At 65.8% G+C, this 15,596-nt stretch carries 11 protein-coding genes; 5 read left to right on the top strand and 6 right to left on the bottom strand.

The features are described 5' to 3' along the window. The first annotated feature begins 20 nt into the window (after positions 1 to 20). The 4 genes from VF992_12160 to VF992_12145 all read left to right on the top strand — a co-directional run bounded on the left by VF992_12160 (position 21) and on the right by VF992_12145 (position 5,219). Complete coding sequence (locus VF992_12160; protein ID HEX9341903.1) at positions 21 to 818, top strand: polyprenol monophosphomannose synthase; 798 nt, start codon at positions 21 to 23, stop codon at positions 816 to 818. 911 nt (positions 819 to 1,729) lie between these two features. After that, a complete protein-coding gene (locus VF992_12155) occupies positions 1,730 to 2,836 on the top strand; it encodes a DegT/DnrJ/EryC1/StrS family aminotransferase (protein ID HEX9341902.1) in 1,107 nt (368 codons plus the stop codon). A gap of 137 nt (positions 2,837 to 2,973) precedes the next feature. Beyond that, positions 2,974 to 4,005 (top strand): GDP-mannose 4,6-dehydratase, encoded by a 1,032-nt coding sequence (locus tag VF992_12150; GenBank protein HEX9341901.1) that lies wholly within the window; start codon positions 2,974 to 2,976, stop codon positions 4,003 to 4,005. 122 nt (positions 4,006 to 4,127) lie between these two features. Next, complete coding sequence (locus tag VF992_12145; protein HEX9341900.1) at positions 4,128 to 5,219, top strand: glycosyltransferase family 2 protein; 1,092 nt, start codon at positions 4,128 to 4,130, stop codon at positions 5,217 to 5,219. Here VF992_12145 and VF992_12140 read toward each other — a convergent pair. Continuing rightward, the gene (locus VF992_12140) at positions 5,167 to 7,293 is read right to left on the bottom strand and encodes a methyltransferase domain-containing protein (protein ID HEX9341899.1); all 2,127 of its coding nucleotides are present in this window, start codon (positions 7,291 to 7,293) and stop codon (positions 5,167 to 5,169) included. The genes VF992_12145 and VF992_12140 overlap by 53 nt on opposite strands. Positions 7,294 to 7,469: 176 nt before the next feature. Here VF992_12140 and VF992_12135 point away from each other — a divergent pair, with 176 nt between their 5' ends. Beyond that, positions 7,470 to 9,731: a glycosyltransferase family 39 protein gene (locus VF992_12135; protein ID HEX9341898.1), complete on the top strand. Its 2,262-nt coding sequence runs from the start codon at positions 7,470 to 7,472 to the stop codon at positions 9,729 to 9,731. Positions 9,732 to 9,752: 21 nt separating this feature from the next. On the opposite strand, the gene VF992_12130 is transcribed toward VF992_12135, so the two are convergent. The 5 genes from VF992_12130 to VF992_12110 form a co-directional block, all read right to left on the bottom strand. Continuing rightward, positions 9,753 to 10,454, bottom strand: coding sequence for a class I SAM-dependent methyltransferase (locus tag VF992_12130; protein ID HEX9341897.1), 702 nt, complete (start codon positions 10,452 to 10,454; stop codon positions 9,753 to 9,755). A 6-nt stretch (positions 10,455 to 10,460) separates the two neighbouring features. Then, positions 10,461 to 11,675 (bottom strand): glycosyltransferase family 4 protein, encoded by a 1,215-nt coding sequence (locus VF992_12125; GenBank protein ID HEX9341896.1) that lies wholly within the window; start codon positions 11,673 to 11,675, stop codon positions 10,461 to 10,463. 10 nt (positions 11,676 to 11,685) lie between these two features. Further along, on the bottom strand, positions 11,686 to 13,161 hold the full coding sequence (locus VF992_12120) for a hypothetical protein (protein HEX9341895.1): 1,476 nt from the start codon (positions 13,159 to 13,161) through the stop codon (positions 11,686 to 11,688). Positions 13,162 to 13,213: 52 nt separating this feature from the next. Continuing rightward, positions 13,214 to 14,452, bottom strand: a complete 1,239-nt coding sequence (locus VF992_12115; GenBank protein HEX9341894.1) for a glycosyltransferase — start codon at positions 14,450 to 14,452, stop codon at positions 13,214 to 13,216. Positions 14,453 to 14,772: 320 nt separating this feature from the next. Continuing rightward, positions 14,773 to 15,528, bottom strand: coding sequence for a class II glutamine amidotransferase (locus tag VF992_12110; protein HEX9341893.1), 756 nt, complete (start codon positions 15,526 to 15,528; stop codon positions 14,773 to 14,775). Between the last annotated feature and the right edge of the window lie 68 nt (positions 15,529 to 15,596).

The following is a 15,596-nucleotide window of genomic DNA, read 5'->3' as shown; positions in this document are numbered from 1 at the left end:
AATCGGAGAGCCTGGACGGGATGACCTCCGAGTCGGCCCGCGCTCCTGGAGAGGAGCGAGCGACGCTGAAGAGCCACATCCTCGAGCAGCCTCCCGGGACCCTCCGGATGAGCATAGTAATTCCAACGCTCAACGAGCGAGGAAATGCTTCCGAACTGATCTTGAAAATCGAGAGCCTGTTCCCGGAAGAGCCTGAGATCATCATCGTGGACGACGGGAGTTCGGATGGGACCCTCGACTCGATTTCGGCCCTCCGCCAGCGGTTCGGGAGGATTCACGTAATCGAGCGGGGTGCGCGGTACGGAATCGGCTCGGCCGTGCGGGATGGAATCCGGTTCGCCCTCGATCACACCGAATGCGATCGGATTGTCACCATGGACGCCGACTGGTCGCACGATCCGGAAGAGCTGCCGACGCTCATCGACTCAGCCCGCGATGTGGACTTGGTCCAAGGTAGTCGCTATACCGAGGGCGGGACTATTGTGGGCTGGCCGCCGACGCGACGCCTTCTCAGCATCCTAGGTAATGGCGCCTGCCGGCTGCTCTTCCACACGGGCCTTCGCGAACACACGACCTTCTATCGTGTCTTCAACCGCGATTGTGCCAAACTCATCGTCGCTAATGTTGAAGATGACGGTTATGCATGGGGTGTCCGCTCGCTCGTGGTGGCACTTGCTGCGGGCTTCCAAGCACGCGAAGTCCCGATTAGATTCGTCGAGCGCACGAATGGTAACAGCAAGCTTGGCATCAGAGAAATGGCCGGCTGGTTCTTCTCAATCGTGCGTTTCCTCGGCCAGCGACAGAGACGACGACTCTAGATCAGCTCCGGTTGCAACATGTCGTGACGAACAAATCCGCTGAGGCTCACCTGCAGCGATAGAGCCAGCTATGACATCTCGGACTCATCGCCACCGACTGGCGTCGCTCGCGTGAACCGTGAGCGCCCGCTCTTGGAAGCGCACGAGGCGCTAGGTCCCGTGCCAACGCTCATTCGACGCCTCAGGAGGCAGATCCGGTGAGCGGCCGAGCGCGTCGAACCAAGCCATCGTACACCGCCTGCAGCGCATGCCTCAAATGCGGCGGACGGGCGCAACCATCCGGCCGAGTGGAGCGTCTCACTGACTGAGCATCTGTGAACAAAATAGGGGAGGATGGAGGCCGAAGCCCTCCGTTTTTGGTCAGGCCTCGCCAGATCGAGCGGTGGTTCGGTCTCCTCAGGGAGCGGAACATTCCGCCTCTGCAATCCGGAGGCGCCACATTGACCGTCTCCTAATCTGCTCCGAGAAAACTTAAGTACTTTTCATCCAATCGGCCATAGGCTAGCTGGGCGGGAGTCCCTGTCCGGCTGCATCAGGAAGTGCTCAAGTGGGAGGGGTTGCGGGCCGAGGTCAGAAACCCGCACTGATGCCTTCCCGGGCCTCCAGACACGATTCCGGGGTCCTGACGTTCATCGCGACGCCGCCCGGCGTCTGGGTCGACATCCATCCGGTGCTGCATCGGGCGCCCAACGGAGGCGTCGCCCTGGGAATCGGGCGCCCTTCGGGCCCCCCACCAATCGAGACCAACGTTACCGCGCTTTCACCGCAGGCCGCGCAGGTCTTGGGACGAATTGAGGCCCCAGCCTCGGATCCCCCCGAAGACCCGAGGGCGGAACCGAAGACGATGAGCTAGCGCGGCACCGGGAAGGCGAACCCCGATGAAGGATGTCGCTCGAGGCGGACCGGTGCCGATGTCCGCGCCTTCGGTAGGTCCCGAGGAACTCAAACTCGTAACGGAAGCGATCGAGAGCGGGTGGATCTCCTCCCGAGGGCCCTTCCTGACGGAGTTCGAGAGCGCCTTCGCCCGATACGTCCGGGGGCGCGAGGGGGTCGCGACGACGAGCGGCACGACGGCGCTGCATCTCGCCTTCGCGGCCCTCCGGATCAAGCCGGGGGACGAGGTCATCGTCCCGGACTTCACGATCGTCGCCTGCGCGAACGCGGTCCTGTACGGCGGCGCGACCCCCGTCTTCGCGGACGTCGACCCGATCACATGGACCCTCGACCCGGCGGACGTCGAGCGGAAGATCACGCGTCGCACGAAGGCCATCATGCCCGTGCACCTGTACGGCCACCCCGCGGACATGGACCCGCTCCGGCGGCTCGCGCGGGAGCGAGGGCTCGCGGTCGTCGAGGACGCGGCGGAGGCCCACGGGGCGCTGTACCGCGGGACGCCGGTCGGGAGCATCGGCACGGCGGGCTGCTTCAGCTTCTATTCGAACAAGATCCTGACGACCGGGGAAGGCGGGATGGTCGTTACCCGGTCGAAGGCGCTGGCGGATCGCGCCCGCCGGCTCCGGGACCTCGCCTTTGCCCATCCGAACCGGGACTATCAACACGCCGAAGTCGCGTACAACTACCGCATGACGAACGTCCAGGCGGCTATCGGGCTCGCGCAGCTCCGCCGGATCGACGCCTTCGTCGAGCACCGCCGGGCGTGCGCACGCATCTACGCGGATCGCCTGGACGGCATCGACGGGCTGACGCTCCCCGCGGAGGCCTCGTGGGCGCGGAACGTCTACTGGATGTACACCGTCCTCGTCCCGGGCGGGGCGGCCCGGAGGGCGCGGATCGCCCGCCGCCTCGCGGCGTCCGGGGTCGAGTCGCGCGTGAGCTTCTGGCCGCTCCACCGGCAGCCGTTCCTCCGGGCGGGACGGGGCGCCCGCGGCCGCTTCCCGGTCACGGACGACCTCGCCCGGCGGGGCCTGAGCCTGCCCTCGGGGAACGGGATCACGGAGGCGATGGCCGCCACCGCCGCCGAGGCGATGCGGCAGGCCCTGCGGGATGGGGGCCGATGACCCAGGCTGGCCGATGTCCTCGCGCTCCCGGCGGCGCGGGCGGCGTCGGACGACCCTCGAACCGTCGCGGCGACGCCCGAGGAACCGATGGACCGCCCCGAAGCGGGCCGAGCGAAGTGCTAAAGGGGAGGCGAGAATTGCCGCTGAAGGAGGACCGGTCGCGCTTGGGCTTCGCGGGGTATCGGGGCCGCCGCGTCATGGTCACGGGCGGAGCGGGGTTCGTCGGCTCCTCCCTCGTCCGAGAGCTCCTCGAAGCGGGCGCGAACGTCACGGTCTACGACAACTTCCTCCACGGCAGCCGCGCGAACATCGATGAGCTGACCGGCCGGATCACGGTCGTCCCCGGCGACGTCCTCGATGAATGGAAGCTCTTGGATGCCGCGACGGACGCGAACGTCGAGTACCTGTTCCATTGCGTCGGGGACACGTACGTGCCGACGGCGTACGACGTGCCGAAGCGGTTCTTCCGGATCAACGTCGAAGGCACGATGAACGTCCTCCTGCTCGCCAAGCGGACGAAGATGAAGCGCGTGCTGTACGTCTCCTCGACGGAGGTGTACGGCGAGGCCCAGGCGCCGCGGATCGACGAGGACCATCCCCTCCACCCGCTGAACACGTACGCGGTCTCGAAGCTCGCGGCGGACCGCCTCTGTTTCTCGTTGCACCTGGAACACGGCATCCCGGTCGTCATCGCGCGAATCTTCAACGCGTACGGGCCGCGGGAGACGGAGCCCTACGTCGTCCCGGAGATCATCGCCCAGCTCGACCGGTCCGACGTCGTCCGATTGGGGAACGTCCGGGCGAAGCGGGACTTCACGTACGTCGACGACACCGCGCGGGGCCTGATGGCGCTCATGGCCTCCGACGCACCGAACGGGAGCGCCGTCAACGTCGGATCGGGGATCGCGTACTCCGTCGAGGAGGTCGCTCGGATCGTCGGGCGTCTCATGGACAAGAGGGACGCCAAGATCGTCGTCGACAAGAAGCGCCTCCGCCGGTACGATATCAACGTGTTTTGCTGCGACAACGCCCGGCTGCGGAAGCTCACGGGGTGGGAGCCCCGGGTCGGGTTCGAAGAGGGCCTCCGCCTCACGATCGAGTGGTTCCGGGCGCACGGACGGCGGTGGGTCTGGGAAGACTTCGTGGACGAGACGGTGATGTACCGATGAGGGCCGCGAACGGTCCCGGCCGGCGGTAGGCGACCATGGCTCTTCGGAACGGCCGCGCGCGGAGACTGTGGCGTCAACGGGCTCCGGCGCCCGCCAATCCCATCGGCGAAGTCGGACCTTCGTTGGCGCTCGTCCGTGAAATCCTCGAGACCCCCCGACCGGGATTCGAATCCATCCGCACGCTGGTCGTCATGATCCCCGCGTTCCGGGAGGCGGCGACGATCGGAGACGTCGTCCGAAAGGTCCCGCGCCGGATCCCCGGCATCGATGTCGTGAAGGTGCTCGTCATCGACGATGGGTCGGACGACAGCACGGACCTCGCGGCGATGAACGCCGGGGCCGACCACGTCCTCCACCACGGCGAGAACGTCGGCCTGGGGGTCGCGTTCCGCGATGGCCTCGAGTTCGCGCTCGCCTGGGGGGCCGATGTCATCGTGAACATCGACGCCGACGATCAATACGACGCCGCGGAAATCCCGAGGCTCGTCGAGCCGGTCGTGGAGGGCCGCGCGGATGTGGTCTTGGGGGACCGCAGCGTGGAGCACCTCGATCATGTCCCGTACCTCAAGCGGCTGGGGAACAAGATCGCCACGCGGGCGATCCGCAAGGCGACCCGCCTACCGATCGTCGATGGCCAAACGGGCTTCCGGGCCTTGAGCCGGGACGCCGGTTTGCGGATGAATCTCCAGGAGTCGTACACCTTCACCCACGAGATGCTCTTCCAGGTTGCGGCACACAACCTGAGGCTCCAGAACGTGCCGGTCAGCTTCCGCCGAAGGAACGGGAGTTCCCGTCTCATCCCGACCCTCTGGACGTACTTCCGGAACGCGTCCGCGGCCCTCTTTCGGGGATACGCCGCGTATCGCCCCTTGCGGCTGTTCGGGACCGTGAGCCTATTTTTCCTCGCCCTCGCCGTCCCCCTCGGCGCTTGGCTCTTCCTGTTCGGGCCGAGCCCGAACCGCCCGGACACCGCCTCGCTGTTCGGCGAAGCCGCGCTGATCGCGCTGCTCGTGCTCAGCGCCCAGGCCGCCCTGACGGGCGTGCTGGCGGAGTCCCACCGGACGGATCGCAGGACCCAGGCACAGATCCTGTATCGACTGCGGAAGGCCGTCCTCGACCGGGAGGCAAACCGACCCGTCGCCTGGACCCTTGCCGGCGACCCTACGGTTCGTGCGGGCCCTTCTCCGACGGACCCCGGTCTCGAACGGCCGTGACGACGACGTGCTTGGACACTTTCCGCTCGAGGCGAGATCGCTGCGCAAAGCGGTTCACCCGCGGACGTGAGAACCGGATATCGCGAATGACAAAGCCGCCGTCGGTCAACGCATCGCAGATGGCACCCGGCATCTTGTACTCGACGTGAAGCCGCTCGTACTTCGAGTCGTGTTCGATCAGACGCCGGGCGAGCGTAATCCTCGACCGGACGCTTCCGTCCGCTCGGGTTACCGAGAGCCACGCCGAGTAGATCTTGATCAGGTCCCGGATTCTCTCCGGGATGCGGAAGTACAGGCTCTCGGCGTTCGGTGTGTAGACGAAAAGCTGGCCACCGGGTCGCAGGATCCGCCGGCTTTCCCGTATAAATTGCTCGAATTCGTCCATGAAGATGTGCTCGGCGACATCCGCGAGCACGATCTTCTCGACGCTGGCGGCTTTCATCGGAAGGCGGTCGACGAGTCCTCGGATGGGGTACACCCGCAAGGCCCCGCCGTCGTGGTCCACACGTTCTTTCAGCAGCCGGAGCCCGGGGACCGCATAGTCGACCGCGAAGAGGATGCCCCCTCGACGGGCGCACTCCATCGTGGCAATCCCGATGCCGCAGCCGACGTCCAAGATTCGCTCGCCGGGCTGCGGGACCACGGACTCCACGATGTCCTCGATCCGGTTCCTCGCCCACATGTCCTTTCGGTCATATCGTTCCGAATGCATCCGGAAATACTCGCCGGTATACTCCTCGGGAGGGACGGGTGCCTGCGGCCTCCCGATCCGCGCTCCCCCAGGCCCGCGGACCGTCGCGGCTCGTCTCGGACCGTGCCCGACGACCCATGCCACGGTGGTCGCGGAGAGCACGGCGAGCGACGCGACATGGGAGAGCAAGAGGATCTGCACGGCCTGGGTCAGGGAGACCGGCAATGCCCACAACGGGACGAGACCGGCGCAGACGGCGGCCGTCGCGGCATAGATCGGCCCCGCATTGCGGTTGGCGAGATGGTAGTACATGAGGACCATGGATGCGGAGAACGCAATCATCGACGACAAGTAGAGCGGGAGGATCGCGGTGGCCTCCATGTAGGATTCACCGAAGAAAAGCACGACCACGGGGTGCGCGAAGGCGATCAGGACCAGGGCGATCGTCCCCGAGGCCGAGATTGCGATGGTCAGGGCTTTCAGAACGAGAGCCGAGGGTGGAACCGGTCGGGCCGATTGCGAGACCGCCATCGGAAAGAACACCAGGACGACCGCCGAGGGGACGAAATACGTGATCCGCCCGAGGACCGCGGTCGCCGAGAAGATGCCGGCCTCCAACCCGGGCAATGCGTGTTGCACCGCCATCGCGTCCACGTTCGTTGGAATGCTGGAGAACAGGGTTGCGAGAATTGCGGCCCGCGCGAAAAGATCCGGGGATCGAACCGGGAGCGCGGTCCGCTCCCGCGCGGCCAGATATGCCCTCAGATGGAACGCCCCGAAGATGGACGCGCACAAGATCCCGAGGACGATCGCGCCCACCGCCCCCCAGATCGTGTGACCCAGCAGGACCAACCCCACACCCACCGCCAGCCGGAGCCCGGAATTTAGGAGGAAAGTCGCGGAGAGCAGGCGGAATTTCTCCAAGCCTTGGAGGCCACCCTGTCCAACGGCGAGGAGGAACGAGCCCAGGACCCCGACCGAGAGGAGCCAAACGAGAGCCACGCTGCGCAAGTGGAGGAGCTCGGCGACGTAACCGGAGAGCAAGAGAGTGACCGCAGCGGAGACGGCCCCTACGATCGCCATCCTGCGATAGAAGGCGTTGAGCAGAAAGCCGACCTGCGACGGGGACGAAGCCACTTCACGAACGAGTCGAGCCTCGATGGTAGCGACGGCGCTCGTGAGGTATAGAAGAAACGCGAGGAGGCCGGCGAGCGCAGCGAACTCTCCGAACGATTCCGGTCCGAGGGACCTTCCGACGAGGACCTGGAACGCATATGCGAGGCCGCCGGAAGAGAGCGTTGCAACCAAGACGACCCCGGTCGAGGCCACGAACCGATCCGCCCCGATTCGACGGACCCGTTCGAGCGCCCCAGCGACGGTCATGCGATCCTTCCAGGCCCAGGATCCATGCTCCTGAGCTCGCGAGGCGTAGGCCCCGTCACCTTCTGAACGTATCCATAGACAAGGTCCGAACCTCGGCCGCCGAATCGCGGAAAACAAATATAGCGTGTTCAATTGATGCCGCGGTCTCACACGGCACCGGCACCGCGGAGAATCGGATGGAAACCCTCGTAGACGCGACCTTCGTGCGCCTGCGAACCGGACTCGCGGCCGCATCACGGGGCGTTCGACACGCCCTGATTGCGGAGCAGAACTGGCCGGTCCTCCTCCTGTTCATCGCGGACCTCTCCTTCCGCCTGCCGTTGGCCCTATCGATCGCTCTGGAGGGCGACTCGGCTGCGCACGCGCTCCTCGCCCAACACATCGTCGCGACGGGACGGCTGGCCGATCAGATTCCGTACTACGTGACGGATCCCGGAAAAGGGTGGCCGATATCATACCCTCAGTTCTTCTTCGTCCTGCTCGCGGGCGGCTATGTCCTCGGCGGTGAGGCCGGCCTGAAAGCAATTTCCCCGTTGCTGGGGAGCCTCGCCGTCGTCTGCATGTTCTTCTTTGCCAAACGACTCTACGGGGTCAAGGTCGCGACCCTCGCCGCGATCGTCCTCATCGGCGAACGGCACCTTTTCATCGTTACGGTCGAGACTCTCATGGAGTCCGCCGTTGCACTGTTCACCCTTGTCACGTTCTTCGAGTTCCATTACTACATTGAGAAGCGGAGACGACGGGACCTCGTCGGGGCGATCGCCGGGCTCGCACTCCTCCTCTCCACGAAGCAACAAGCGTACGTTGCGATCCTCGCGTTGTTGCTGTCCGCCCCGTTGTTGGCGGCGTTCCTCGGGCGGTCGCGCGGCCCGAAACGCACCGAATGGACCTTCCCATTCCGGGCGGTGCTCGCGACCGTCCTGGGCGGGCTACTCATCGCCTCGCCATGGATCATTCTCGAAATCCAGACCGCGGGCACAATCGACTATCCGCCCGGCTACCCAATCACCCAGGTGCTCCTGAAGCCGAAGTGGACGGTCGACCCGAGCTCCATGGAGGTGCTCAATTCCATCCGTGTCGTCTTCTCCGTCCCTCCCGAACAGGCTGTCGGCTTCGTGGTATACCTTCAGTTCTACACGGCGCCGGCACCGTTCCTCTACGTCATTGCGGTCGCGACCGCCGTGGGATATGTTGCGATCGCGCTCGACCGAACGAGGAGGACGCTGGCGATCCTGTTGTTCTCCAACCAATCGTTGTACGCATTCCTGCTTTGGTACCTGTCTCTCCCTTGGCGCTATCTCGTCACCGTCGCAGTCTTCTCGGCATTGCCTGCGGGCGTCGGCGCCCTTCGGATCGTCGAGTTGGCTGCCAAGGGCGCCCGTCAGAGCCGGGTCAGGCGAATCCGCGCCTTGGAATCCCGCCGGGTCGTGACCCTGACGGTCGTCCTGGCGATCGTCATCGTGCCGACCGCGGCGAATATGGAGGCGAACCGAGAGATCGCCCTCGTCGCGAATCAGTCGACGACGGGCGGGACCTTCTGGGGGAGGATGGAGTTCGTCATGGAGGCCGGGGGATGGCTGGAAAAGAACACGAACGACTCCGCCCTCATCTTGGGCGATCGATGGCCGGAAGTCGCGTATTATTCGCATCGACGGGCCATCTCCTTGAATGAGCTGGGAGGACACGACCTGCCTCTCATCTATTCGTCCTGGGACCCGGAGGAAGCGAAGGCGATCTTGGAGTTCTACGGCATCACCCACGTCTGGATCAGCCAATTGCAGATCGATCGAAGCCTGTACGAGTGGATTCCTCGCCACGGGCTCCTCGACTACGTCGACTACTCTCCCCTTTTCCTGAAGGTGTACCAGAACCCGCTGATCACCATTTATCAGGTGGTGTCCAACGCGACCTTCCCTGCGAACTTGCCTCGGCAATTGTACGCGAACCGATTCGGGGACTTCGACGATGTCTACGCCACGAGCGCCGTCTCGGTCGATCGGGCGGATCGATGGCTTCTCGTCAACGGCCTCGGGGTCGGCCTCCGCCCGGGCCGGGCGGGGCGCATGGAGGTGTGGATCGATCCCGTCCGCACGCAGGAAGCGTTCGGCCGGCTCGACGGGAACGGCTCCCTGTTCCTCTTCTATCGGGACAACTTCACCGGGACCGTGGACGTCAAGGTCCTCTGGGTTGCGACCGGGGTCTACATCCGGGCAGGCAGCTTCCAGGGGAACGGGACCGGGAACTTGGCCGTCGCCCAGGTTCGCCTGCCCTACCTCGAGGCGTACATACGCCCCCTGAGTCGATGGAACGCCATCACCTTCTGGTTCAACCAGACGGCATCCAACGTATTCGTCACCGGCGCGGCGTTCGTCGTCGGAGACGTGACCGCTTCCGAGGTCCAATGGATCACCGCCCATCCCTTGGGCGCGTACCGATAGCCCTCGCCGACGGAGATCGCCTCACGAAGTCGGGGGCGCTTTCCGAAGGTAGAAAACCCAGCTCGGAAACAAGGGGGCGAGGACGCGGAGGATCGCCGGCGGAATCCTCCGGGCGATCCGGATCGCGGCCGGCGGGTCGGACGAGTCGGGGTAGGCCAGCACATCGAGGGTCCCGTCCGTGACCTCGAATCTGCGGAGGCGTTCGCGCCATTCCCAGTAGGCGAGCGGATGACCGATGTGCGACTCGCCGGAATGGAAGAGGTCGTAGAATGCCCGCTTCAGCCTTCCCGGGAGGAGCCGCGCGAGGACGAACTTGAGACGGTTCACGGCGGCGAGATAGACGAGTCCGTCGGCCCGGAGGACCCGCTCCATTTCCCGGAGGGCTTTCGGGACGCCGCGCACGAACTCGAGCGTGTGGTTGGCGATGAGGACATCGAAGGCCTCATGTCGGAACGGCAACGCGGTGGCGGACGCGAGGACCCGTTCGAACGCAGGGCCGCATGTCATGAGGGCGGTCACGTCCACGTCGATCGCGGTGACTCGGCCGAAGTGACTGCGGAACACCTGCGTCATCCCGCACGTCGAGCATCCGATTTCCAGGGTCCTGTCCGCCCCGAGCCGGCCCCGTCGCCGTTCGATCAGCGCTACGATCCGCGAGGCCTTCGGCGCGCGACTGGCATCCCATCTTTCCGGGTACTGCAGCCGTTCTCGAAAGGCGGACACGTTCATTCACCGATCCCCGAAGGATCGGGGGAACAGACCGTCGTACTGATGTCGGAGGGCCTCGCTCATCGCGGTCGACTGGAATCGAGCGCGGTACGACTCCCTCGCCGCGCTCCCGAGGCGAAACCGCAGGGTCGTGTCTCGGAAGAGGGACTCCAGGGCATCCGCCACGTGCTGCGGATTCGCGGGAGCGGCGAGCAGTCCATTGACGCCATCTTGGACATCCTCAGGCAAGCCGTCACACGCGGAGACGACCGGCGGGAGGCCCGCACTCATCGCCTCCAAGAGGGAGATGGACCCGCTGCCTTCCTGAAGGGACGGGAGGACGAACACATCGGCGGCCCCAAGGTACGGTGCGAGATCGGGGACGAACCCCGGGAAGGCGACGACATCGGAGAGCGCGAGACGTCGTGCGAGCGCACGATGAGCCTCGAGCAGGGATCCGGAGCCGATGATCGTCGCGTGGAACCGAACGCCGCGATCGCGGAGGATGCGGAGGGCGCGGAGCAAGACGTTGATGCCTTTCCGAGGCTCCTGTCGCCCGACGCTCAGGATTTCGAACCGCTCCGGCCCGTCGGCCCGGCGGACGGATTCCCCCCTCTTGGGCTCAGGGCCTGCGGCGTACGGAATCTTGACGATTCGCGAAGGGTCGATCCCCATGCCCTCGATGAGGAGCCGACGGGTGTACTCGTAATGGACGAGCACGAGCTCCGTCCCCCCGACGGCGTACCGTTCGATCGGATCGAGGGTCGCGAGCACTCCAAGGTATCCGATGAGGTGGCGCACTTTCGGGCCGATTCCGTAATCGGAGATCGCGACGCCCTTCGAGAGTCCACGCGCCTCGTCCCGGAGCGTCGTGAAGTAGCTCGCGACGACCTTGACCGCCCGGCTACGTTCTCTCGCGATCGTCCCGGCGAGACACCAAGGCCCGATGCCGTGAACGGCGACGGGCGTCCCCGTGGTCGGGATCATCCGCAGGATCGTCCGGGCGAACAAGGCGCTCCATGCCGGGTAGAATTCGGTCCTGCGCGGGAGAAGTCTCGACCCCACGACGTGGATCGGACCGGCCCGCGCGTCCATCCGCCCGTCCCGTGGACCGAAGCACACGAAGTGGACATCGTGGCCCAGCTCGGCGAGGCATTCCCCCAGGACGCGCGCATACGCCGCGTACCCTCCCGGATCCAGCCGGGGGTTCTTCCCGCTCACCACGAAGACCTTCATCGGAGGACGCTCACGCCGAATAAATCGCGATGTTCCCCTGCTGCCAAGCGACATGCAAGTCCGACGGCGGCGCGAAGTCCGGATACCATCCGTCCGGACGGGCCCACCAGATCGTCGCGATCGCGGGGCCTTCGCGGGCACGGATCGATTGGAACTCGTCGACGGTCCACACCGCGCGAATCGTCGTACGGTCGAGCACCAGGTAAGCCCATCCCGCGAAGGCGGCGTGCACGACGAACAGGGAGCCATTGAGCGGGCTCGCTCGGAGCCAGCCGAGGGCTGCGAGCACATCTTCGCAATCCGAGATCGGAATCGAATTCTGCACCATCGAACTCGGGATGTACCGCGTCGTCAGAGGCGTGCTGAGATACGGCGCCGCCACGTTCGCCGGCAGGACGAGGAAGGGGAGCACGATCGCGCACAGGACGCCGATGGACGCCGCGCGATGGCGCCACGTCTGTGAGGTGACGAAGGCCGCGAGCGAGGGAAGGAGCGGGACGGCGGCCATCAGCAACCAACGATGCCACAGAGGGACCGCGAACGTGGGGATCAGGAGGGGAGAGATCGAGACGAGCCCCAGGGACGCCCCCAACGGCAGGAGCTTCGGGGCCACGACCCCCCTCTTCCAGACGGGGAAGACGAAGACGGCGAGCAACACCCCGGCCGTCACGGCGACGTGGGCGGTCAACGTCACGTAGTCGGGGTACGAGTAGAGGCCGCCCGGGGTCAGGTAGTCTGCCCAGAGAGACGCGTTCGGGTCCTGCGCTTGGGAGGCGACCAAGATGCCGTGGACCTCCGCGCCCACGCTGAGATAGTACAGGACCGCCGAGGCGGCGATCGCGGCGCGCGGCACGAAGGAGGCGAGCGAAGCGCGGACCTGCAAGGGCTTGACGACAATCTCCACGGCGAGGCTCGCCGCGATCAGGAACGCGACGAGCTCGTGCGAGAGGGCGGCGAGGGCGAGGCACGCGAGGGACGCCCCCTCGGATCGCACGGTTGCCTTTTCCTCGGCGAGGGCGAGGGAAATCATGAGAAAGGCCAGGCCGAGCACGTTCCGGAACAGGTCCCACGCGAGGCGCAACACCGGCAACGTCAGGAACGCGAGCACGGCGAGGGCGATCCCCCCGGCCGGGGACCAACGGAGTCGCCTCCGGGCGAACCCGAGCAGGGACAGGCCGAAGACCCCGGACACGACCGGCCCGAGGAGCTTCCCCACGACGAGCGGGGGCGAGCCGACTGCCGAGGTGAGCGCCAGGACGGCGAAAAGCAAGGGGCCGCTCCGCGAATCGACGACCCGGCCAAGGCACGTCGTCAGGCCTTCCCGCGCGCAGCTCACTTGAAACGGGATGTACAACGAGATCGTGTCGAAGCCCACGGGCATGGACCCCGCGAGGACCTCGGGGACGGACCGCAGCAGCGCCGGAACCGAGAAGGCGGCCAGGGCCGCGATCCACGGATGCGTGAACACGCCGCGGCCGGACCGCATCGGGGAACCGCTCCGCGGAATGACCGAGGCGCGGATAAGACCTTAGGCGCGGTCAGTCGACCTGGATCTTCGGCGTCCGGCGCCATTCGATCGTCTTCCGTCGGAAGGCTAGGTCGAACGTCACCGAGACGAGCGAGACGACCTGGAGGATCCAATACCAGTATAGGCCCGGGACGAGCCACAGCAGCTCCTTTCGTTTCGAGACGATCGCCTCCCCGACGACCAGCGGGATCAGGAGGAGGTTGGAGGCCAGGAACCCGTAGAACCACGCCGTGAACGTCTCGAAGAGGCCTCCCGAGAGGGCGAACGAGATGAGCGACGCGACGAGCATCCCGGAACTTACGAGGAAGACAATCGGGGACACGACGTATACGAAGGAGTCGAGCTTCTGTCGCCAGGTCGTGCCGACGGCGAACCGCTTCCGGAGCGCCTTCCCGAATACTTGGAGGGCGCCGCCCCACCAGCGTCGCCGCTGCCGTACGAGATGGCTCGCCCGATACGTGGGCTGGATCCAGACGTCGGCGTCCACCATGCCCACTTTCTTCCCGGATTCCGCGATCCGCAACGAATACTCGAGATCCTCGGTCAAGCAACCCTCGTCCCAGGGCCCGAGGGCGTCGAGCGTCTCCCGGCGGAGGAACATCCCCGTGCCGGCCAGGTGCATGAAGAGTCGATGGCGCTCCTTCGCGGCCTGCAGGCCCTGAAACCAGAACCGCGTTTCGTAGAAGTTGATCCGCGTGATCACATTCGTGTCCGCGTTCATCACCTGGGGAAACGCCTGGACCACGTCGGTCTCCGGATGGTCGTACAGGTACTTCGCGACGCGCAGCAGCAAGTCGGGCTCGTAGCGGGTGTCGGAATCGAAGATCGCGACGACGTCCCCCGTCGCCTTCGCGATCGCCCGGTTCAGGGCGGCGGGCTTGCCTGTCGAGACGCCGCCGGAAATGCACACGACGTTGGGCAGGGCTGCGGCTAAGCGCTTCCCGATCGTCGGGGTCGAGTCCACGGAGCCGTCTTCTACGACCAGGATCTCGACGAGGTCCTTCGGGTAGTCGAGGCGTTCGGCACACCGGATCGCCCCCTCGATGACCGGCTCCTCATCCCTCGCGGGGATCACGATGGACACCCGCGGCAGGTCGACCGGGTTGCGGAGAGTTCCCTTGTCGAACGGCTTCCCGCGGTCCCTCGTCAGTCGGAGCCCGAGGAAGATGAGCACGACGTTGTAGAAGGTCAGCGCGTAAAAGAGGATGGCCAGCCCGATGACGGCACCCTCCACAAGGCCCGAAGGCATCCCGCGAGGTATCGGGCACGGACCTTAAGACTTTCCGTCACGCCCGCGCACCACCCTTCGCATTTTCAGGGCCCTTAAGGGGCAAGTGGACGGGATCGACGCCGCAACCTGCGAATGGCCATCCCATCGCAAGGGCCGCTCCCCACGACGGTGGAGGGCGTCTCCGCGGTCTCTCTACCCGCGGTTCGCCCCCGGGACCTGCCGCGGCGACGAGCCATCATGAGGCGAAGTTCGGGCCCCCTTCGCGGCCTTCAGGATGGGGACCCAACGACGGGACATCGTCCTCCCATCGCGGTTTCCTGCGATCCCGCGCGCTTCGGTCACGCCATCTCCGTCCTCTGAATCTCCAGGTCGGGGGTCACCGTGCTCAAGATTCCCCGCGGCACCGGCTCCTCTTTCATCGCGAAGATCGGTTCGGAGGCCGCGACAATCAGCTCACCGAAGCTGTCCAAGTAGAGGGTGTAATAGTGGCCCTTCTCCTGGAAGTCGCGGTAGAGATGAAGCGAGTGGCCATCGGATAACATGAAATTCAGCGCGGTAAACCCTCCATAGCTCTCGATTGCGGCCGCGCGCGTCGCCGCGGTCGCTTTCGCGACCGCGTCATGCCCCTGTCCTTCGAGATTCTGTAGGAGCAGTTGGAAGACGACCTGGGAGTCGATCGTTTCCGGGTTCGAGGGGTGTTCCTTGAGGGAGCCGTTGTGCTGGAACGCCCACGTGACTCCGTCGCGCTCCTCGACGAACGGATGGGCGAACTTCGGCTCTTGGAGGCCTCCGGCGCTCGCCCGGCGCAGGTGGCCCAGCACGATCAACGACTGCCCCGGCGCGCGCTCGATGTTCAGCTTCGCGATCTTCCACGCGGTCCCGTAGTACTTCGAGGCGTCCGCGGCGGATCCCGCGTCCCGCACGTGGAGCGCGAGCGCGCCGTTCCGGAAGCATGCGAGGCCCCAGCCGTCCTTGTGCCCGCGATCGTCCGGCGCACCGAGGGGGCCCATGCCTTCCGTCGCGAGGTCCGCGAACTCCTCGAACAGGTCGTAGTACACGGGCCCCCGGCTGACGACCCCCATCATCCGGCACATGCGGGTCGCGATTCGGCCCCCCGGTATATGAGCCTGGCGTCCGCTGGCCGATCGGGAAAACAAGGAAG

Source organism: Thermoplasmata archaeon, from assembly GCA_036395115.1.
Taxonomy (GTDB): domain Archaea; phylum Thermoplasmatota; class Thermoplasmata; order RBG-16-68-12; family RBG-16-68-12; genus RBG-16-68-12.
This window is presented reverse-complemented; position numbering and strand designations above follow the sequence as displayed.

Coding starts and splice junctions, on each gene's coding strand:
- VF992_12160 (HEX9341903.1), top strand. CDS start 21: ATGACCTCCGAGTCGGCCCGCGCTCCTGGAGAGGAGCGAGCGACGCTG.
- VF992_12155 (HEX9341902.1), top strand. CDS start 1,730: ATGTCCGCGCCTTCGGTAGGTCCCGAGGAACTCAAACTCGTAACGGAA.
- VF992_12140 (HEX9341899.1), bottom strand. CDS start 7,293: ATGACCGTCGCTGGGGCGCTCGAACGGGTCCGTCGAATCGGGGCGGAT.
- VF992_12135 (HEX9341898.1), top strand. CDS start 7,470: ATGGAAACCCTCGTAGACGCGACCTTCGTGCGCCTGCGAACCGGACTC.
- VF992_12125 (HEX9341896.1), bottom strand. CDS start 11,675: ATGAAGGTCTTCGTGGTGAGCGGGAAGAACCCCCGGCTGGATCCGGGA.
- VF992_12120 (HEX9341895.1), bottom strand. CDS start 13,161: ATGCGGTCCGGCCGCGGCGTGTTCACGCATCCGTGGATCGCGGCCCTG.
- VF992_12115 (HEX9341894.1), bottom strand. CDS start 14,452: ATGCCTTCGGGCCTTGTGGAGGGTGCCGTCATCGGGCTGGCCATCCTC.
- VF992_12110 (HEX9341893.1), bottom strand. CDS start 15,528: ATGTGCCGGATGATGGGGGTCGTCAGCCGGGGGCCCGTGTACTACGAC.